Origin of the sequence: Klebsiella sp. 10982 (genome assembly GCF_048589245.1) — a bacterium.
Lineage (GTDB): Bacteria > Pseudomonadota > Gammaproteobacteria > Enterobacterales > Enterobacteriaceae > Klebsiella > Klebsiella quasivariicola.
Map to the genome: position 1 here is coordinate 1 of NZ_JBMAXV010000041.1, position 17,392 is coordinate 17,392.

General features: G+C 52.8%; 15 protein-coding genes and 1 tRNA gene. 4 read left to right on the forward strand and 12 right to left on the reverse strand.

The window, feature by feature from the left end:
- Positions 1-392: 392 nt before the first annotated feature.
- From ACKLKD_RS22735 to ACKLKD_RS22770, 8 genes are all read right to left on the reverse strand, one after another.
- Positions 393-962, reverse strand: coding sequence for a recombinase family protein (locus tag ACKLKD_RS22735; protein WP_226632252.1), 570 nt, complete (start codon positions 960-962; stop codon positions 393-395).
- 435 nt (positions 963-1,397) lie between these two features.
- The gene (locus ACKLKD_RS22740) at positions 1,398-1,877 is read right to left on the reverse strand and encodes a hypothetical protein (protein ID WP_087805889.1); all 480 of its coding nucleotides are present in this window, start codon (positions 1,875-1,877) and stop codon (positions 1,398-1,400) included.
- A 307-nt stretch (positions 1,878-2,184) separates the two neighbouring features.
- Entirely contained in the window at positions 2,185-2,937 is a 753-nt protein-coding gene (locus ACKLKD_RS22745) for a Rha family transcriptional regulator (RefSeq protein ID WP_087805891.1), read from the reverse strand.
- A 1,168-nt stretch (positions 2,938-4,105) separates the two neighbouring features.
- Positions 4,106-4,747 (reverse strand): DUF4145 domain-containing protein, encoded by a 642-nt coding sequence (locus tag ACKLKD_RS22750; protein ID WP_087805893.1) that lies wholly within the window; start codon positions 4,745-4,747, stop codon positions 4,106-4,108.
- Positions 4,740-6,182: a site-specific integrase gene (locus tag ACKLKD_RS22755; RefSeq protein ID WP_420061988.1), complete on the reverse strand. Its 1,443-nt coding sequence runs from the start codon at positions 6,180-6,182 to the stop codon at positions 4,740-4,742. Before ACKLKD_RS22755 ends, ACKLKD_RS22750 begins: the two co-directional genes overlap by 8 nt.
- Positions 6,183-6,505: 323 nt before the next feature.
- Positions 6,506-6,579, reverse strand: a tRNA-Gly gene (locus ACKLKD_RS22760).
- Between the two features lie 80 nt (positions 6,580-6,659).
- Positions 6,660-7,373 (reverse strand): amidase activator ActS, encoded by a 714-nt coding sequence (gene actS, locus ACKLKD_RS22765; RefSeq protein ID WP_025712480.1) that lies wholly within the window; start codon positions 7,371-7,373, stop codon positions 6,660-6,662.
- A 102-nt stretch (positions 7,374-7,475) separates the two neighbouring features.
- Positions 7,476-8,375 (reverse strand): LysR family transcriptional regulator, encoded by a 900-nt coding sequence (locus ACKLKD_RS22770; protein WP_087805897.1) that lies wholly within the window; start codon positions 8,373-8,375, stop codon positions 7,476-7,478.
- 211 nt (positions 8,376-8,586) lie between these two features.
- Between ACKLKD_RS22770 and ACKLKD_RS22775 the strand changes: the two genes are divergently transcribed.
- From ACKLKD_RS22775 to idi, 4 genes are read left to right on the forward strand one after another with little or no spacing between them, the layout of a single operon-like run.
- Complete coding sequence (locus ACKLKD_RS22775) at positions 8,587-10,080, forward strand: UbiD family decarboxylase (protein ID WP_025712482.1); 1,494 nt, start codon at positions 8,587-8,589, stop codon at positions 10,078-10,080.
- 11 nt (positions 10,081-10,091) lie between these two features.
- The gene (locus ACKLKD_RS22780; RefSeq protein WP_025712483.1) at positions 10,092-10,670 is read left to right on the forward strand and encodes a UbiX family flavin prenyltransferase; all 579 of its coding nucleotides are present in this window, start codon (positions 10,092-10,094) and stop codon (positions 10,668-10,670) included.
- 12 nt (positions 10,671-10,682) lie between these two features.
- Positions 10,683-11,399: a DUF554 domain-containing protein gene (locus ACKLKD_RS22785; RefSeq protein WP_025712484.1), complete on the forward strand. Its 717-nt coding sequence runs from the start codon at positions 10,683-10,685 to the stop codon at positions 11,397-11,399.
- 53 nt (positions 11,400-11,452) lie between these two features.
- On the forward strand, positions 11,453-12,007 hold the full coding sequence (idi, locus tag ACKLKD_RS22790) for an isopentenyl-diphosphate Delta-isomerase (RefSeq protein ID WP_025712485.1): 555 nt from the start codon (positions 11,453-11,455) through the stop codon (positions 12,005-12,007).
- A gap of 209 nt (positions 12,008-12,216) precedes the next feature.
- On the opposite strand, the gene lysS is transcribed toward idi, so the two are convergent.
- The 4 genes from lysS to dsbC form a co-directional block, all read right to left on the reverse strand.
- Positions 12,217-13,734, reverse strand: a complete 1,518-nt coding sequence (lysS, locus tag ACKLKD_RS22795) for a lysine--tRNA ligase (RefSeq protein WP_002916299.1) — start codon at positions 13,732-13,734, stop codon at positions 12,217-12,219.
- Positions 13,735-13,743: 9 nt separating this feature from the next.
- Positions 13,744-14,842 (reverse strand): peptide chain release factor 2 gene (gene prfB / locus ACKLKD_RS22800; protein ID WP_095858446.1). Its coding sequence is split into 2 segments (ribosomal slippage): positions 13,744-14,766 and positions 14,768-14,842, totalling 1,098 coding nucleotides; the frame shifts between segments, so codons are not numbered across the junction.
- Positions 14,843-14,927: 85 nt separating this feature from the next.
- On the reverse strand, positions 14,928-16,661 hold the full coding sequence (recJ, locus tag ACKLKD_RS22805; protein ID WP_087805899.1) for a single-stranded-DNA-specific exonuclease RecJ: 1,734 nt from the start codon (positions 16,659-16,661) through the stop codon (positions 14,928-14,930).
- Positions 16,662-16,666: 5 nt separating this feature from the next.
- Positions 16,667-17,380 (reverse strand): bifunctional protein-disulfide isomerase/oxidoreductase DsbC, encoded by a 714-nt coding sequence (gene dsbC / locus ACKLKD_RS22810; RefSeq protein ID WP_080897037.1) that lies wholly within the window; start codon positions 17,378-17,380, stop codon positions 16,667-16,669.
- Positions 17,381-17,392: the final 12 nt, after the last annotated feature.

The following is a 17,392-nucleotide window of genomic DNA, read 5'->3' on the forward strand; positions in this document are numbered from 1 at the left end:
CGCGGCTTAGAGCGCCTGATTTCAAGGTCTGTGAGGGGCATTGTGTATAGTTCCAAAGTGTAGAGCACGAGCTATACGCATTACTATACACATGAATGTATAGATTTGAGTAGACGTTAGTTTACGTCAGAATACAGAGATACTGGCTAATGCCTTGTGATTGCTGGGTTTGGTTGATTTGAGTAGACGTTAGGAGAAGTGTGTTTGGAGCGGGCGAAGGGAATCGAACTGACAGTAGTTCCAATCGTTAACCATTTGATTCTAAAGCACCGAAGAATCCCTCGGGTTACATGGGAAGTTACAGCTAATAGGCCCTTATGGTCAATAAGTTCTGACGTTGAGTTAACAACTGATAGACGACTTAACAGATTGACCAAGGGAGATAGTGAGATTTACTTAGCAACCTCATTACTTAACTCCTTCTTAATTCTGAACACTGTAGCTCTCCCACATCCAGCAAGTTTAGCAATCTGGTCAGCGCTCAAGTCTCCACGGCCCAACAGCTTCACCACCTCAGTCCTTAACTGGTCATCCTTTTGACGGCCCTTAAACTTGCCCTCAGCCTTAGCTATCGCCACACCTTCACTCTGACGCTGCCTGATGAACGAACGCTCAAGCTCACCTACAGCCCCCAACATGGTAATCATAAAGCGGCTGGTGGGCGTATCATCAAAGACCATCTGGTTATCAATAAAGCGAACCGTAACGCCAGCGTCAACAAGGGTCTCAAGGATAGTCAGAAGGTCCTTTGTGTTACGGGCTAATCGGTCCACACTCTTGACTACCACGACATCACCACGACGAACCACCTTGAGTAGCTCCTGTAGTGCTGGACGGTCAGCATCCTTGCCAGATACCTTGTCAATCATCAGGTCATCGCAAAGACCCTTAAGCGCTTCCACCTGACGTGCTTCATTCTGGTCCTTGCTGCTCACTCGGATGTAACCAAAAGTCTTGCCCATTATGTCTCTCCCTGCCCTAAGTATCATTTAAATGACACTAAAGATACAGTATCATTAGACTTATGACAACCACGTTTTGATACTCAAAACGGTACTGTCCGACTAGTCTCACTGGCGTGTACTTAAAAGATACTCAGTGCGCCAAGGCATGACCTCCCAAGGGTAACAAGGTGGGCGTATGGGGGCCCTAAGGTGGGCTTAATTATTGGATAACCGCTCAGATTTTTGTGGTAATTTTCAAAAGATGTGCCCATTGGTAGCTGTAGGTATTGCTATAAGGCGCTCTGATCACCACTAGACGCTTCTAATAGTGATACTAATAGTACTACTGGCGTCTACGCTTACTCGATATGTTATATTATAAAAAAAATAAACCCCTAGAGTGTTACCTCTATGGGGCTTTTAAGTGATTCTCGCGGAGTGGGACCGAGGATATTATTTATCCTGCATTAAATAGTTGAGGAGCCCAACTACCGGCTTCTTCTCGCATACCTCATTAAAGGCTTTCACAAGACCACTCATATAAATTTCATACGTAACATGAAAAGCATGGTCCGGCGAACTGGCTTCGTTACACGATATATAAGTTATCATTGCTTCCTGAGACTTATCATCACCAAAAATGACTGAAAAAAGTAGCCCCAGCATTTCGGACGTATATTTCATCCTGTTAGCCTCAGTTTGAGTGACTGCATCCAAACACCCAGCCATATACCCAATAACCCAAGGTGAAATGTATCCCGCAGATAAATACGGGCGACCTACTTCCTCCCTCCTTTCCTCATCCGTAATTGCATTAAACATCTCGGTTTGTTTGCTTATTAGACCCGCAGACATCACGACAAGTTCGGAATGGATAGGTGTCACATCGTAGCGTCTTTCCGTTTTTACCTTTCTCTTAAAAATCCCAAACAAATTTATATCCTCAGAAGACAATAGCTAATTCTAATGATAACGCGATTACAGTCATCGCTCTGATCGTTTGTTTCTATTATTACCAAAATATTGATCGTTAAAATCTATGATTGCTACCGACAGAGTTCAAACATGTTTTAGTTACCACGAGACATAGCACATCCGACTTATGCCCGTTCAAATAAGAGAGTAACCTTGGAGTAATACGGGCGGGTTGCTTCGACAGGCTGACCCAGAGCAATGTTCAGCGCTTTGGTGTCCACGGTCATTAAGCGGAGGGCTTTACAGCTTTCATGTATCCGATGAGTCAAGCTTGTCCATAATTAAGGCATCCCATCTTTGCTACTGCCTGTAGGTGTCGCTGTTTGTCAGAATCATTACCGTGAATGGCGATTACTTTTCCGCGCATCTTGAGCACGTTTTCAGGTTGACTGAAGAACTCCAGCCCCTTGGCGTTAAACCGAATGTTGATACCGTTCGGGTTGAATCGACGGTCAGTAGGTTTGATAATCCGAAAGTATTCCGCAAAGGCAGGATTTACTGACCACTCACCACTACGTGGTTTTACTTTAAACAGCTTGCGCTCGCGCTTAAGGATGGTCATCAGTTTCTGAGTGGGGAGGCCATTGGCCTTGCAGTAATCACCCCATGTCACGCCTCGACGGTTAGCTGACTGAATGGCTGCGCGCTTCTTCTGGTCTTCCAGTTGGAGGACTCGACGTTCTAGCGTCTGAATATGGTCGTAACACTTGGCTCGGAGATGAGCAGAATAACCAGCGACCAATATAAAGGTATGCTTTCGGTCGAGATGGTACAGCGGCTGCGTCTTACCACGAGAATCTGTAAAGGTGTCTTCGGATATTCCGGCAATCTCGCAGTCCAATTTTGGACCGCCAGAATCTCGCCCTCCAGAATTTGGGCCATTAAGTTCTTCGACCATATTACGAATATCACGCATGACGTGTTTGTGTTCTTTACCTGTCATCTTAGCAATGTCTACGGAAGTCATTGAGATAAGCTGGTCAAGATTAATAATTGAATTGCTCGATTGATTGTTCATAATTTCGTGATTCCTTTTGTCTGCATCCTCAGGCCGCACCCCACTGGTCTACTCAAAGCCCCACGAAATAGGGAGACCAGCAGGACAACAGGGTGCAGACAGAATGGCTTTGAGGTTAAAATAGTGATGTGCACTTGCGGCGGCACGGTGTGAATAGCTGGGAGACACGTTGCTAGTGTTGTTGGTGGTGCCAGCGTTGAGTCGGAACCAGCAGAAGAACCGAAAGCGTACTACCAGCAAGTTGTGTGTGTTTTCCTCCTATAGTGGGTGTAATTAATTCAATCCTGTAAAATGTCTCGCACAGCCAACTACAAGGCATCTCTAAGTATGGTGATTGTTAATGACTAATATTACCGTCACCTCTTTAGGGTGTTCTTAATTGTGTCTTTAATTAAATCTATTATCTAAATCCCAGGGTTTACTTAAGTTATTATGGCTTATTTCATAAGACCAATATTATTCTAAAAAATATAACCTAAAGGGCTAACTATGAGTTTCCGCCCTGTATTATTGTTAATTCGTCTATTCAACCTCCCATCTCTGTAGTCCACTTAAGAAGCACATTAGAAGCAATGCGCGTGTGGTGTCTGATGTTACCCGCCCTGAAAGGTATGAAGGTTTACGTTAATGAATGCAACGTTGCCGTATGACCTGATACAAGCTCGACACTATGAAGGCTGATGGTTTCCAATCAGTCTGCCTTCGGGTCTCGTCTATCGGTTGACGTTGCGTATGAGCGTAGCCGTTGTTGCTCGCTACTGATGGGAACCGTAAGTGTCTCGAACGTGCTGTCTCGAACGTGTCGCTCTCCTCCCTGAAGTGAGGGTTAATGCAAACGTCGCCGAACGTGCTGCTAACGTGCAAAGGGAGGGCTGTAGCGCATGGATGAATACGAGAGGCTATTTGGTTCAACCAGAACTCTAGCCATATGAGCAGTCTGTATATCAATGCGTGTTCGTGAATGAGAAAACTTTATGTTGTTCCTATGGGTGTCTCTCCCTATAGTGAGGGTTAATTAAAATCCATATATAAAACAATCAATTAATGAAAAACACAAGGATTACCAAAGGTGAATTTTAATTCATAAATATCGACAAGATATTCAAGCAATAAGAGTTCACTATAGGATTGCCGAACACGAGCTATCCCATAGTGAGTCGTTACTATCTTATGCGCTCTTTTTGTCCCGCTTTTCGACGCCCTGACGCGGCCCCTCAGGCATACTCTGGAACATCGCTTCGATTTCTTTAGGTCTTGTGATTCGGTCATCGACAATGATATTCAAGAGCTTAAAGAGACCATGCGTCAACTGAGGGTCATCATCAAGGCTAATCTCTCCGGGATGGACCGCCTGATTTCCAACGATACGACAGATGTCTGCTGCTTGCTGGATGCGAGGAGGCAGCCCCTTCTCAACGAGAGATTTAATGTCAGCATTAATGTTGTTACCCGGTTCGCCTAAGTGGACCATGAGTTTCTGAAGGCACAGACGGAGAAGCGCAGCGGCTCCTTTAGGAGACAGATTGACAATACTCCGGGCTTCCAAGTAGTCGGACTTACAGTCTTCCGGCATATCTGGATTTGGCATCTCAACGTTACCCGACGCTGGAATAATCAAAGATTGTTTATACCAATAAGCTAACTGTTCACAGTGACTACAGGATGAAGTACTTAGCTCTGTAGGCTTCGTGTCATTTGAATAATTCCAAGGTTTATAAATCAAGGAGTGAAAGTCCTGATGTGCAAATACCCCACAGTACGGACAGTTAAACTCAGATTTTTCAAACTCTGCTGGATAATATTCAGCCATTTACTCCCATCTCCTTATAAACACCCGTCAGCACATTAGCCAATCTATCAACTTCGACTTCTTTAGCGTATCGGTCGTAGGTTATTGACCCTGAACTATGTCCCAGAATCGCCTGAGCGTACGCCAATTCGACACCTTGTTGTTTTAACTGAGTCGCAACTGTATGTCTGAATGAATGGAACGCCAATCCGTCACGGTCAACCACGACCTTAGGTAACAACGTCCGGTTAAACCATTTGCTAACCTGCTCGCCATAACCATTCTTCATTAGCTTCAGACCATCGAACACCATAGCGTCCTCACCTCCAGCGCTTCTACGGGCCTCTACAAGCGCCATAAAGTCAGTCAATGCGAAACCATAGGCTCCATCGACCAGAGGCACACGGCGCTCACTATATGGGTTCTTGATGCTCTTACCGGGCAGAGTGCTAGTGTCTTCATTGATATGAATATAAGCGGTCCCGGCCTCGGTGATCCTGGCATCTCTAACCTGAATCTGAGCGACTTCATTCAGTCTTGCCCCGGTAATGGCTGCCAGCGTAACAACAAAGTAATGATATGGTTTACCAGAAGGCTTCTGAGCGTATCTCTTAGCGGCATCAATAAGCTGACACACTTGTCCCACTGAGAACGCTTTACGGGCTTCTGAGGCCTTTTTTGGTGGCACTTTTAGCTCTAAACCTTCGGTCAGGTTCTTGATTAACAGGTCATTGCGTACAGCCCACTTAAACAAGGCTGCCATCTTGACCAGATATTTATTATTGATTGTCACCACATCCATGTACTCGTAGGCTTCTCCAGTAGCCAGCAGGTCAACCAATGAGACATCCTTGAAGCGTTGCTTACGGTTCTTCGGTATCTTCTGGAGCACATCACGAACCTCAAGCATGTTCGCTCGGGTAATTGCAGTCAGGTCCGTCAGCCCCAGATAATCAAAAATCTCAATGAGTGTACTGTGCGACGCCTGGTTCTCTTTTAAAGTCGCTGGCTTCCAGTTCTGAACATTCTCCTTTTCGTACTGCTCAACGAGGAATCTTAATGTGACCGCTGGGCGTGGCTCTACGCTTTCTACCTCCTGCTTAGCCGACTGCCTCACTCCTCCATCAAACCCGTCAATATAATCAATCAGTGGCTGGCTGTTTCCCTCTACCCTCGCCATGCAGGCCTTGATTACATCTTGCGCCTCGTTAATGTAACGATGCTGGTCAACAGTTAATGGTTCACTAGCAATAGCGTCAACAAGACTCTCCCCAAGTTCTCCATACTGATCACGGTAAATATCCATCATATCCGGTTCGAAAATATCTGAACGACCTAACGATAGCTCCATCTCAGCCATCTCTCGAAGATGACCGCGCATGTCTTCATAAGTCAATAATGGGTTATCGGCATGGATAGCCCTCAGTGCTGACTTGATGTGATGATGGTGACGCATAGCAGTTCTCCTGTTCCGTGTCCTGAGTGAGACTGAGGATATTCTGACAGAACCACATTTAGCCGTCCAGACGTCCATTGATAAATAGGCTTTCAGTCGGCAATAGTAGATTCCGTTGCGCTGATAGAGATAGCAGACGGCACGAGTACATAGTTCTTTAGGTAATGATGATGGACATAGCTGGTAATCAGCGACAGAGAGTCCCATGTATGAATTATTCCCGATGAAGGGTTACACAGAAGGTTACAGTAAGTAACTCTGCAATCAGGCTTTCGCCGTATCGCCAAGGGATTCAATAAGATAGAGGTGATTCAGAAGTGTAATGGAGCGGGCGAAGGGAATCGAACCCTCGTATAGAGCTTGGGAAGCTCTCGTTCTACCATTGAACTACGCCCGCGAAGAGGTGCGAGAAGCATTATAGCCCTTACGCACCCTGTGACAAGCCCGCCGGATACTGACTGGCGATAAAATAACCTTTTAGCACTTAGGTTTACTGCCCTGCGGCGGCAGATAGCGCAGCGGATCGATGGCCGTCGCCCGATAGCGGATCTGGAAATGCAGGCGCACTGAATCGGCATCCGTACTGCCCATGGTGGCAATTTGCTGGCCGGCTTTCACGCTCTGACCGTTATTCACCATCAGCTTATCGTTGTGGGCGTAGGCAGTGATGTAATCCTCGCTGTGCTTAATCATGATCAGATTACCATAGCCGCGCAGCTGGTTGCCGACGTACACCACCTTGCCCGCCCCGGCGGCATATACCGGTTGCCCGCGGGTCCCGGCAATATCAATGCCCTTATTGCCGCCATCGGCGGTGGAATAAGGCAGGACCACTTTGCCGCTGGTCGGCCAGCGCCAGCAGCGCTGCCCCACCGGCGGCCAGGAGGACTGAGGTACCGCGGAAGAAGGCGTAACCGCTGCAGTGCGCGTAGAGGAAGACTTTTTCTTCGTCGTCTTCGCCGAACTGCTGCCGTTAAGCTTCAGCTTCTGCCCCACCTCAATGGTGTAAGGCGGCGAGATGTTATTCAGACGGGCGAGATCGCGAACGCTGGTGCCGGTGGTGCGGGAGATTCCATACAGGGTATCACCGCGTTTGACGGTATAAGTGGCACCAGAATCGGACGTACTGGAGCAGCCGGCCAGCACCAGGCTTGCCACCAGCATCAGTGATATATAAACGCGTTTCATCATCAGGCATCCTGCACTTAACACAACCACTTACCTCGCAACCAGGGCGAATATCATACCAGTCCATGCCACAATCCCCAATGCTCTACGCTTTTTCTCTGATCTCTACTTCCTCGGCGCGATAAACGGATAACCCCCGGCGATAATATCCATCAGCGCCGGGAGATACGGCATCGACGGCAATTTCACCAGCGCCGGATAAAATATCTGCGGTGAGGGGAAGACATCAACCACATAGCAATGAGGCAGTTTTTCGGCATTCACTTCCGAAGATGGCAGCAATGTTGCCGCTTCCAGCCCGTCCTCCAGCCAGTCGAGGATCACTCCGGGCTGGGTAATATGCATAATCACCTTCGCGCTAACGCCGGATTTACGGAACAGGTCCATTAGCATTTCATAGGTGCCGGAATCTTTCGCCCGGTGCAGCAGCACCAGCGGCATCGCCGCCAGCGCATTGTAGTCATAGGGGTTGGAAGGCGGCTGCGACAGACATTTTTTATTAATGACCGCTACCAGTTTAATGGGGTCGAAGGAGATATAATCGAAGCCTTCGCTGCGATAAGGCCGCTGTATTAACGCCAGGTCGATAGCACCTTCATTTAATAATGTTTCCAGATGACTTGAGTCGGTCACCGAGATATTTATCGCGGTCTCAGGGTTGCGCCGATAGAGCTCCATTAATAAAGGCTGGAAATAATTCTGATACAGATGAGTTAAGCCAATACGTACTTCCACACGGGCCTTTTGCGCAATATCAGCCGTCTCGCGGGCAGTATCCTCAACCTGGCGTAAAATTTCACAGCCTTTCCGATATAAGAAATACCCCGCTTCCGTCGGTTCAATGCGGTTGCCGCGGCGCTCGAAAAGCGAAACCTGCAGCTCTTCTTCAAGCTCCTGAATCCGCTTGCTGAGCGGTGGTTGCGCCATGTTGAGCGACTTCGCCGCCTGACTCACCGAACCGTGTTCCACTACCCGGCAAAAATAACGTAAGCGTTTAAGATCCATGACCGACCTCATTAATTATCTTCCGGGCAGTATCACACTAACGCTGAGAAATAAAAAGCCGCGTTAAATTCACCATATTGATTAATTGTTCATTAACATTTTTTTAAAGCCAACTTTTTTGATCTACTGAGCATCCGGTAAACGGTATTTGTTTAATTTATCGAAGAAAAATATTGTGCGCTTAGCAAAATTGCTTTTCAAAGGAACACTCATGGCAAACTCAGATAAAAAAACACCGTCACCGGTACATGATTTACGTTCGGCTCTGGCGCTGTTAAAAACGCTGCCTGGCGAATATGTTGAAACCGATACCGAAGTCGATCCCCATGCCGAACTCTCCGGCGTTTACCGCTACGTGGGCGCCGGCGGCACCTGCCAGCGTCCAACACGCAAGAACGGCCCGGTCATGGTCTTTAACAAAATTAAGGGCTTCGACGATATCAGCGTAGCCATCGGTCTGAACGGCTCGCGCCAGCGCGTTAGCCAGTTCCTGCAGTGTGAGCCGGCAAAACTGGGTCATTTGCTGAAAGATTCCGTTGAAAATGCTATTGCCCCAACCATGGTGCAGGGCGCGGCGGTATGCCAGGAAGTGGTTCACCTCGCCAGCGATGCTGATTTCGATCTGCGTAAACTGCTGCCTGCGCCAACCAACACCGAAGAAGATGCCGGCCCGTATATCACCATGGGCCTGTGCTACGCCTCCGATCCGCAAACTCGTGAATCCGATATCACCATTCACCGCCTGTGTGTTCAGAGCCGCGATGAGCTTTCAATGTGGCTGACGCCGGGTCGTCATATCGATGCCTTCCGCATGAAAGCTGAAGCGGCGGGCCAGCCGCTACCTATTTCGATCAGCATCGGCGTGGATCCGGCTATCGAAATCGCCGCCTGCTTTGAGCCGCCGACTACCCCGCTGGGTTTCAACGAGCTAAGCATCGCCGGCGCGCTGCGTGGCCGTGCGGTGGAGATGGTGCAGTGTAAAACCATTAATGAAAAAGCCATCGCTCACGCTGAAATCGTTATTGAAGGCGAGCTGCTGCCGAACGTGCGCGTGCGTGAAGATCAAAACACCCATACCGGCCGCGCGATGCCGGAGTTCCCGGGCTATACCGGCGAAGCCAAAGAGGCGATTCCGGTCATTAAAGTCAAAGCTGTCACCCATCGTATCAACCCCATCTGGCGCACCACCGTCGGGCCAGGCGAAGAACATGTCAACATGGCCGGGATCCCGACCGAAGCGAGTATTCTCGATATGGTAGAACGCGCCATGCCGGGCAAATTGCTCAACGTCTTCGCCCACTCGGCGGGCGGCGGCAAGCTGCTGGCGGTGCTGCAATTCAAAAAGTCGTCTCCAGCCGATGAAGGCCGCCAGCGCCAGGCGGCGCTCCTGGCGTTCTCTGCCTTCCCTGAGCTGAAGCATGTCATTCTGGTGGATGAAGACGTTGATATTTTCGATAGCGACGACGTGCTGTGGGCGATGCAAACCCGCTACCAGGGTGATGTCGATACCGTAATGATCCCGGGCGTGCGCTGCCATCCGCTCGACCCGTCGCAGGTGCCAGAATACAGCCCGAGCGTGCTGCAGCAGGGAATGTCGTGCAAAACCATTTTCGACTGCACCGTACCGTTCCATCTGAAACACAACTTTGAGCGCTCTAAATTCAAAGCGGTTGATGTTAAACGTTTCCTGCCGGACTTCGAATAAGGGCGAATACCATGACACCACGCATCATCATTGGCATTAGCGGCGCTTCCGGGTTCCAGTACGGCGTCAAAGCGCTGGAACTCTTGCGGCCACTGGCGGTAGAGGTTCATCTGGTGGTCTCCAAAGGCGCGGAAAAAACCTGCGAACTGGAAACGGATTACCGCTTAGACGACGTGATGGCGCTGGCTGACGTGGTACATCCCATCAACCACCTGGGCGCGTCCATCTCCAGCGGCTCGTTTAAAACGCTGGGGATGTTAGTCGCCCCCTGCTCGATGCGGTCATTGGGCGCTATCGCCCATTGTCTCACCGATAATCTGCTTACCCGCGCGGCGGACGTAGTGCTTAAGGAACGCCGACGGCTGGTGCTGCTGGCGCGCGAGACGCCGCTTAATCTCGGCCATATACGCAATATGGCGGCGGTGACCGAGATGGGCGGCATCATCTTTCCGCCGGTGCCCGCGCTCTATCAGCGTCCGCAAAGCGCAGATGACATTATTACCCATAGCGTAAACCGCGCGCTTGACCTGTTTGGCCTGGAGGTCAATAACATCCCACGCTGGGGTGAGGGCGAGCTGCATTACGCGTAACAGGAACTCGCAATGTTAATTGGTCCGTATGTAAATGGTTCCGCCGTGATTATCGGCGGATTAATTGGCGCAATGGCCGGAGGCAAACTTCCGGAACGCGTCAAAACAGCTCTGCCGATGACCTTTGGTCTCTGCTCCGTCGGCCTGGGGATCACCCTGGTGCTGAAGGTGAAATATATGCCGGCGGTAGTGCTGGCGATGGTACTCGGCGCTTTCCTTGGCGAACTGTTGCACCTGGAAAAACGTATCGGTCGCGCGGCGGGATCAACGCGTGGGTTGATTAATAAAGTCCTGCCTCCCGTTCAGGGATTAGGTCACGAAGAGTTCACCGAAAAATTCGTGGCTATTTTGGTCCTGTTTTGCGCCAGCGGTACCGGTATTTTTGGTGCCATGACCGAAGGTATGAGCGGCGATCCATCGATCCTGTACATTAAAACGATCCTCGATCTGTTTACCGCCGGGATCTTCGCGACGCTGCTGGGCTACGCGGTGATGACCATCGCTATCCCGCAGATTGTGATTCAGGTGGCGCTGGCGATGCTGGCAGTGTTTATTCTGCCGATGATCACCCCGTCAATGATGGCGGATTTCTCCTGCGCCGGTGGATTGCTGATGGTGGCCACGGGATTACGCATCTGCAACATTAAGCTTTTCCCGGTCGCCAACATGCTGCCAGGGCTTGTTTTGGTAATGCCTTTCTCCCATTTATGGGCTACCCTAGTCGCCTGAGTACATGACCCGGCGGGTTTGTGCCGGGTCATTTTTTATTTTCAGGAGTCGTTATGGCCGGGGAACACGTCATTTTGCTGGATGAGCAGGATCAGCCTGCCGGTATGCTGGAGAAGTATGCCGCCCACACGCTCAATACCCCTTTGCACCTCGCGTTTTCCTGCTGGCTGTTCAATGAGCAGGGACAGTTCCTGGTCACACGCCGTTCACTAGGCAAAAAGGCCTGGCCCGGGGTGTGGACCAACTCGGTCTGCGGACACCCCCAGCAGGGCGAGACCTTCGAGCAGGCCGTTACGCGCCGCTGTCGCTTCGAGCTCGGCGTGGAGATTGCCGATATCGCGCCGGTTCACCCGGCCTTCCGCTACCGGGCGGTTGCCCCGAACGGCATCGTTGAGAACGAAGTATGCCCGGTATATGCCGCGCGCGTGGTGAGTGAGCTGCAGCCTAACGACGATGAAGTCATGGACTATCAGTGGGTTGACCTGCCAACCATGTTAAGCGCGCTGGCCGCCACGCCGTGGGCGTTCAGCCCGTGGATGGTACTGGAAGCGGAAAACCAGGACGCCCGCCAGGCGTTGATCGGTTTCGTTGCACGCCTGCGCGCGTAAGCTGAATATTCTCCAGGCCAGGCGCAGCCTGTACCTGTCATCACTGCCCGGCGGCGCTACGCTTGCACAGGCCTACGGCTCGCCGTCGCATAGCCCGGATAAGGCGTTTACGCCGCTATCCGGGACTCCCCGCTACGCCAGTCTTCGGACCTCACATCAGACATAAAAAAACCCGGCAAGCCGGGTTTTTTGCTTTTCGCGAAGGGCGATTATTTCTGCGGACGCATTGCCGGGAACAGAATAACGTCGCGGATGGTGTGGCTGTTGGTGAACAGCATGACCATGCGGTCGATACCGATGCCCAGACCCGCGGTCGGCGGCAGACCGTGTTCCAGCGCGGTGACATAGTCTTCATCGTAGAACATCGCTTCGTCGTCGCCTGCGGCTTTCGCATCAACCTGATCCTGGAAACGCTGCGCCTGGTCTTCGGCGTCGTTCAGCTCGCTAAAGCCGTTACCGATTTCGCGGCCGCCGATGAAGAATTCAAAGCGGTCGGTGATTTCCGGATTCACGTCGTTACGGCGCGCCAGCGGAGAAACTTCCGCCGGGTATTCGGTGATGAAGGTCGGCTGAATCAGGTGTGCTTCCGCCACTTCTTCGAAGATCTCGGTCACGATACGGCCCAGACCCCAGCTCTTCTCAACTTTGATGCCGATAGACTCAGCGATCGCTTTCGCAGAATCGAAGTTATCCAGATCCGCCATCTCGGTTTCCGGACGGTATTTCTTGATCGCTTCGCGCATGGTCAGTTTTTCGAACGGTTTGCCGAAGTCGAACACCTGGTCGCCGTAAGGCACTTCGGTGTTGCCGAGGATGTCCTGCGCCAGGGTGCGGAACAGGGATTCGGTCAGCTCGATCAGATCTTTGTAATCCGCGTACGCCATGTAGAGTTCCATCATGGTGAACTCAGGGTTATGACGAACGGAGATCCCTTCGTTACGGAAGTTACGGTTGATCTCGAAGACGCGTTCGAAGCCGCCGACCACCAGACGCTTGAGGTACAGTTCCGGCGCGATACGCAGGTACATGTCCAGATCCAGCGCGTTATGATGGGTGATGAACGGACGCGCGGAAGCACCGCCCGGGATCACCTGCATCATCGGGGTTTCCACTTCCATAAAGCCGCGGCCAACCATGAACTGACGGATGCCCGCCAGGATCTGCGAACGCACTTTAAAGGTCTTGCGGGATTCATCATTGGAGATCAGATCGAGGTAACGCTGACGATAGCGCGCTTCCTGATCCTGCAGGCCATGGAATTTGTCCGGTAACGGGCGCAGGGCTTTGGTCAGCAGACGCAGCTCGGTGCAGTGGATAGACAGCTCACCGGTTTTGGTCTTGAACAGCTTACCGCGGGCGGCAATGATGTCGCCGAGGTCCCATTTTTTGAACTGATCGTTGTAAACGCCTTCCGCCAGGTCATCACGCGCCACGTACAGCTGAATGCGGCCACCAACGTCCTGCAGGGTCACGAAGGACGCTTTCCCCATGATACGACGGGTCATCATGCGGCCAGCAACGGCCACTTCAACGTTCAGCGCTTCCAGCTCTTCGTTTTCTTTGCCATCGAAGTCAGCGTGCAGTTGGTCAGAGGTATGGTCACGACGGAAATCGTTCGGGAAAGCGACGCCCTGCTCACGCAGCGCAGCCAGCTTCTCGCGACGGGTTTTCAGTTCATTATTAAGGTCAATTGCCGCGTCAGCGCCCTGTGCTTGTTGTTCAGACATGTTGGTTCCTCATAACCCTGCTTTCAAACTTGCTTCGATAAATTGGTCCAGGCTGCCATCGAGCACCGCCTGAGTGTTGCGGGTTTCCACCCCGGTACGCAGATCTTTAATACGCGAGTCATCCAGCACGTAAGAGCGGATCTGGCTGCCCCAGCCGATATCGGACTTGTTGTCTTCCATCGCCTGCTTCTCGGCATTTTTCTTCTGCATTTCCAGCTCATAAAGCTTCGCTTTCATCTGCTTCATGGCCTGGTCTTTGTTCTTGTGCTGCGAACGGTCGTTCTGGCACTGCGTCACCAACCCGGTCGGGATATGGGTAATACGCACCGCGGATTCTGTACGGTTAACGTGCTGACCACCGGCGCCGGAGGCGCGATATACGTCAATGCGCAGGTCGGCCGGGTTAATTTCGATATCGATATCGTCTTCCACTTCCGGATAAACAAACGCGGAGCTGAAGGAGGTATGACGGCGGCCGCCGGAATCGAACGGGCTCTTACGCACCAGACGGTGAACACCGGTTTCAGTACGCAGCCAGCCGTAGGCGTAATCGCCAATGATCTTGATGGTCACGGATTTAATCCCCGCGACTTCACCTTCGGATTCTTCGATGATCTCGGTCTTAAAGCCGCGGGCTTCCGCCCAGCGCAGGTACATGCGCATCAGCATGCTGGCCCAGTCCTGGGCTTCGGTGCCACCGGAACCGGCCTGAATATCGAGGTAGCAATCGGCGCTGTCGTATTCGCCGGAGAACATGCGGCGGAACTCAAGCTGCGCCAGCTTCTCTTCCAGCGTATCCAGCTCGGCGACGGCTTCGTTGAAGGTTTCTTCGTCGTCCGCTTCCACGGCCAGATCCAGCAGGCCGGCAACATCTTCCAGCCCCTGGGACATCTGATCCAGGGTATCTACGATGGCTTCCAGGGAAGAACGCTCTTTACCCAGCGCCTGGGCGCGTTCGGGTTCGTTCCACACGTCCGGCTGTTCCAGCTCGGCGTTTACTTCTTCGAGACGCTCTTTCTTGGCATCGTAGTCAAAGATACCCCCTAAGAACGTCGGAGCGCTCCGTGAGGTCCTGAATGCGGTTTTTTACCGGATTTATTTCAAACATGGTCGGTTTCTTTTAATGGATTTGTCAAAATGCGGTGATAAGAGCGGAATTCTACCGGATTCGCGCCCTTATTCCTACACTGTTGTCAATTTGGCCAGAGGTGATCGATGATCAGCTGCAGGCTGCGGTTGCCGCGGAACTCGTTGATGTCGAGCTTGTAGGCTAACTGGACTTCACGCACGCCGTTGTCGGGCCAGATGGAAGTATCAACGTTGAAGGCGATACCGTCCAGCAGCGGGCCGCCGTCAACCGGCTCGACCATCACCTTCAGGTGGCGCTCGCCCACCAGCCGCTGCTGCAGCAGGCGGAAGCGACCATCAAACAGCGGTTCCGGGAACATCTGCCCCCATGGCCCGGCATCGCGCAGCATCTGCGCCACTTCCATGCTCATCTCCGCCGCCGTCAGCGGGCCGTCGGAGACCACTTCGCCCTGCAATAATGCGGGATCCAGCCATTCGGTCACCAGCTCGCCGAAGCGCTGTTGAAACTCGTCAAAACGCGCCTCTTCCAGCGAAAGCCCCGCCGCCATCGCGTGGCCGCCGAACTTCAGGATTAGCCCAGGATAAAGCGTATCAAGGCGCTCCAGCGCATCGCGCATATGCAACCCCTGAATGGAGCGACCGGAGCCTTTCAGCGTGCCGTCGCCGGTGGGCGCAAAAGCGATAACCGGGCGATGGAAGCGCTCTTTAATGCGTGATGCCAGAATGCCAACGACGCCCTGGTGCCACTGGGGATGGTACATCGCCAGTCCGCCGGGCAGAGTATCGGCGCTGCGCTCCAGCTGCTGACAGAGCGTTAGCGCTTCGGCCTGCATCCCCTGCTCAATCTCTTTGCGCGTCTGGTTGAGCGCGTCGAGCTCGTTGGCCAGCACCCGCGCTTCACCGATGTTATCGCATAGCAGCAGCGCCACGCCGACCGACATATCATCCAGCCGTCCCGCCGCGTTCAGGCGCGGCCCGAGGGCAAAACCGAGGTCGCTGGCCGCCAGCTTTTGCGGATCGCGGTTGGAAATTTCCAGTAGCGCCTTAATGCCGGGCCGACATTTGCCGGCGCGAATGCGGCTTAACCCCTGCCAGGTGAGAATACGGTTGTTAGCATCCAGCGGTACCACGTCCGCGACGGTGCCAAGCGCCACCAGATCCAGCAGCTCGGCGAGGTTTGGCGCAGCGATGCCGCGGGCCTCAAACCAGCCTTTATCGCGCAGGAAAGTGCGCAGCGCCAGCATCAGATAAAACGCCACCCCCACCCCGGCCAGTGATTTCGACGGGAAGTCGCAATCGCGCAGGTTGGGATTAACGATGGCCTCCGCCGCCGGCAGCGTATCGCCCGGCAGGTGGTGATCGGTCACCAGCACCGGGATCCCCAGCGCATGGGCATGATCAACGCCGGCATGCGATGAGATCCCGTTGTCGACGGTCACGATCATCTGCGCGCCGCGGGCGTGCGCCTGATCGACCACTTCCGGGCTTAAGCCGTAGCCGTCCTCAAAACGGTTGGGCACCAGATAGGAGACGTTGTTATAGCCCAGTGCGCGCAGGGCCAGTACGCTTAGCGCAGTGCTGGTGGCGCCGTCAGCGTCAAAATCGCCGACCACCACAATATGCAATCCTTTCAGGAATGCGTCGTGCAGCATCTCGACCGCTTTTTCAACGCCGGTAAGCTGCGTCCACGGCAGCATGCCTTTGACGCTGCGCTCCAGCTCCTGCGCGCTGCGCACCCCGCGGCTGGCATACAGCCGCTGCAGTAGCGGCGGCAGGCCGGCGGGGAGTTCGACGCCGTCAACCGCCTCGCGGCGGCGTAGTTGTATCTGTTGTTTCACGCGAATCAGTTACCGCTTGTCTGTTTTTTATGCTCGTCAAGGAACGCCTTCAGCTCTTTCGGCCCCTGATAGCCCGGCAGCACCATGCCGTTGCTGAGGACCATCGCCGGCGTACCGTTGACGCCCATCTGCACGCCGAGGGTGTAATGTTTGGCGATATCCACGCTGCAGCTCGCCGGCTGCACGCCTTTGCCGCTCATGGCGTCATCCAGCGCTTTGTTACGATCTTTCGCGCACCAGATGGCCTTCATGTCCTGCTCCGCCTGGCTCTGCAGTCCCTGGCGCGGGAAAGCCAGGTAGCGCACGGTGATCCCCAGCGCGTTGTAATCGCTCATCTGCTCATGCAGCTTGTGGCAGTAGCCGCAGGTGATATCGGTGAAGACGGTAATGACGTGCTGCTCCTTCGGCGCTTTATAGACGATCATCTCGTTGCTCAGCGCGTTCAGCTTACCCAACAGCAGCTGGTTAGTGACGTTGACCGGCTGCGTGCCGCTCACGTCGTACATCGGCCCCTGGATGACGTGCTTGCCATCGTCGGTAACGTACAGGACGCCGCTGTCGGTCAGCACCGTGCTCATCCCGGAAACCGGCGACGGTTGAATATCGGTGCTCTGCACACCCAGCTTCGCCAGCGACTGTTTGATTGCCGCGCTATCGGCATGCGCCGCCCCCGAAAGGGAAGCCGCCAGCAGGGTGAACATCAATAAACCTTTTTTCATACTCAGTCCTTT

Bases quoted from the DNA above. Each gene is read 5' to 3' on its own strand.
- ACKLKD_RS22735 (WP_226632252.1), bottom strand. From the start codon at position 962: ATGGGCAAGACTTTTGGTTACATCCGAGTGAGCAGCAAGGACCAGAAT.
- ACKLKD_RS22745 (WP_087805891.1), bottom strand. From the start codon at position 2,937: ATGAACAATCAATCGAGCAATTCAATTATTAATCTTGACCAGCTTATC.
- ACKLKD_RS22750 (WP_087805893.1), bottom strand. From the start codon at position 4,747: ATGGCTGAATATTATCCAGCAGAGTTTGAAAAATCTGAGTTTAACTGT.
- ACKLKD_RS22755 (WP_420061988.1), bottom strand. From the start codon at position 6,182: ATGCGTCACCATCATCACATCAAGTCAGCACTGAGGGCTATCCATGCC.
- actS (WP_025712480.1), bottom strand. From the start codon at position 7,373: ATGATGAAACGCGTTTATATATCACTGATGCTGGTGGCAAGCCTGGTG.
- ACKLKD_RS22770 (WP_087805897.1), bottom strand. From the start codon at position 8,375: ATGGATCTTAAACGCTTACGTTATTTTTGCCGGGTAGTGGAACACGGT.
- ACKLKD_RS22775 (WP_025712482.1), top strand. From the start codon at position 8,587: ATGGCAAACTCAGATAAAAAAACACCGTCACCGGTACATGATTTACGT.
- ACKLKD_RS22780 (WP_025712483.1), top strand. From the start codon at position 10,092: ATGACACCACGCATCATCATTGGCATTAGCGGCGCTTCCGGGTTCCAG.
- ACKLKD_RS22785 (WP_025712484.1), top strand. From the start codon at position 10,683: ATGTTAATTGGTCCGTATGTAAATGGTTCCGCCGTGATTATCGGCGGA.
- idi (WP_025712485.1), top strand. From the start codon at position 11,453: ATGGCCGGGGAACACGTCATTTTGCTGGATGAGCAGGATCAGCCTGCC.
- lysS (WP_002916299.1), bottom strand. From the start codon at position 13,734: ATGTCTGAACAACAAGCACAGGGCGCTGACGCGGCAATTGACCTTAAT.
- dsbC (WP_080897037.1), bottom strand. From the start codon at position 17,380: ATGAAAAAAGGTTTATTGATGTTCACCCTGCTGGCGGCTTCCCTTTCG.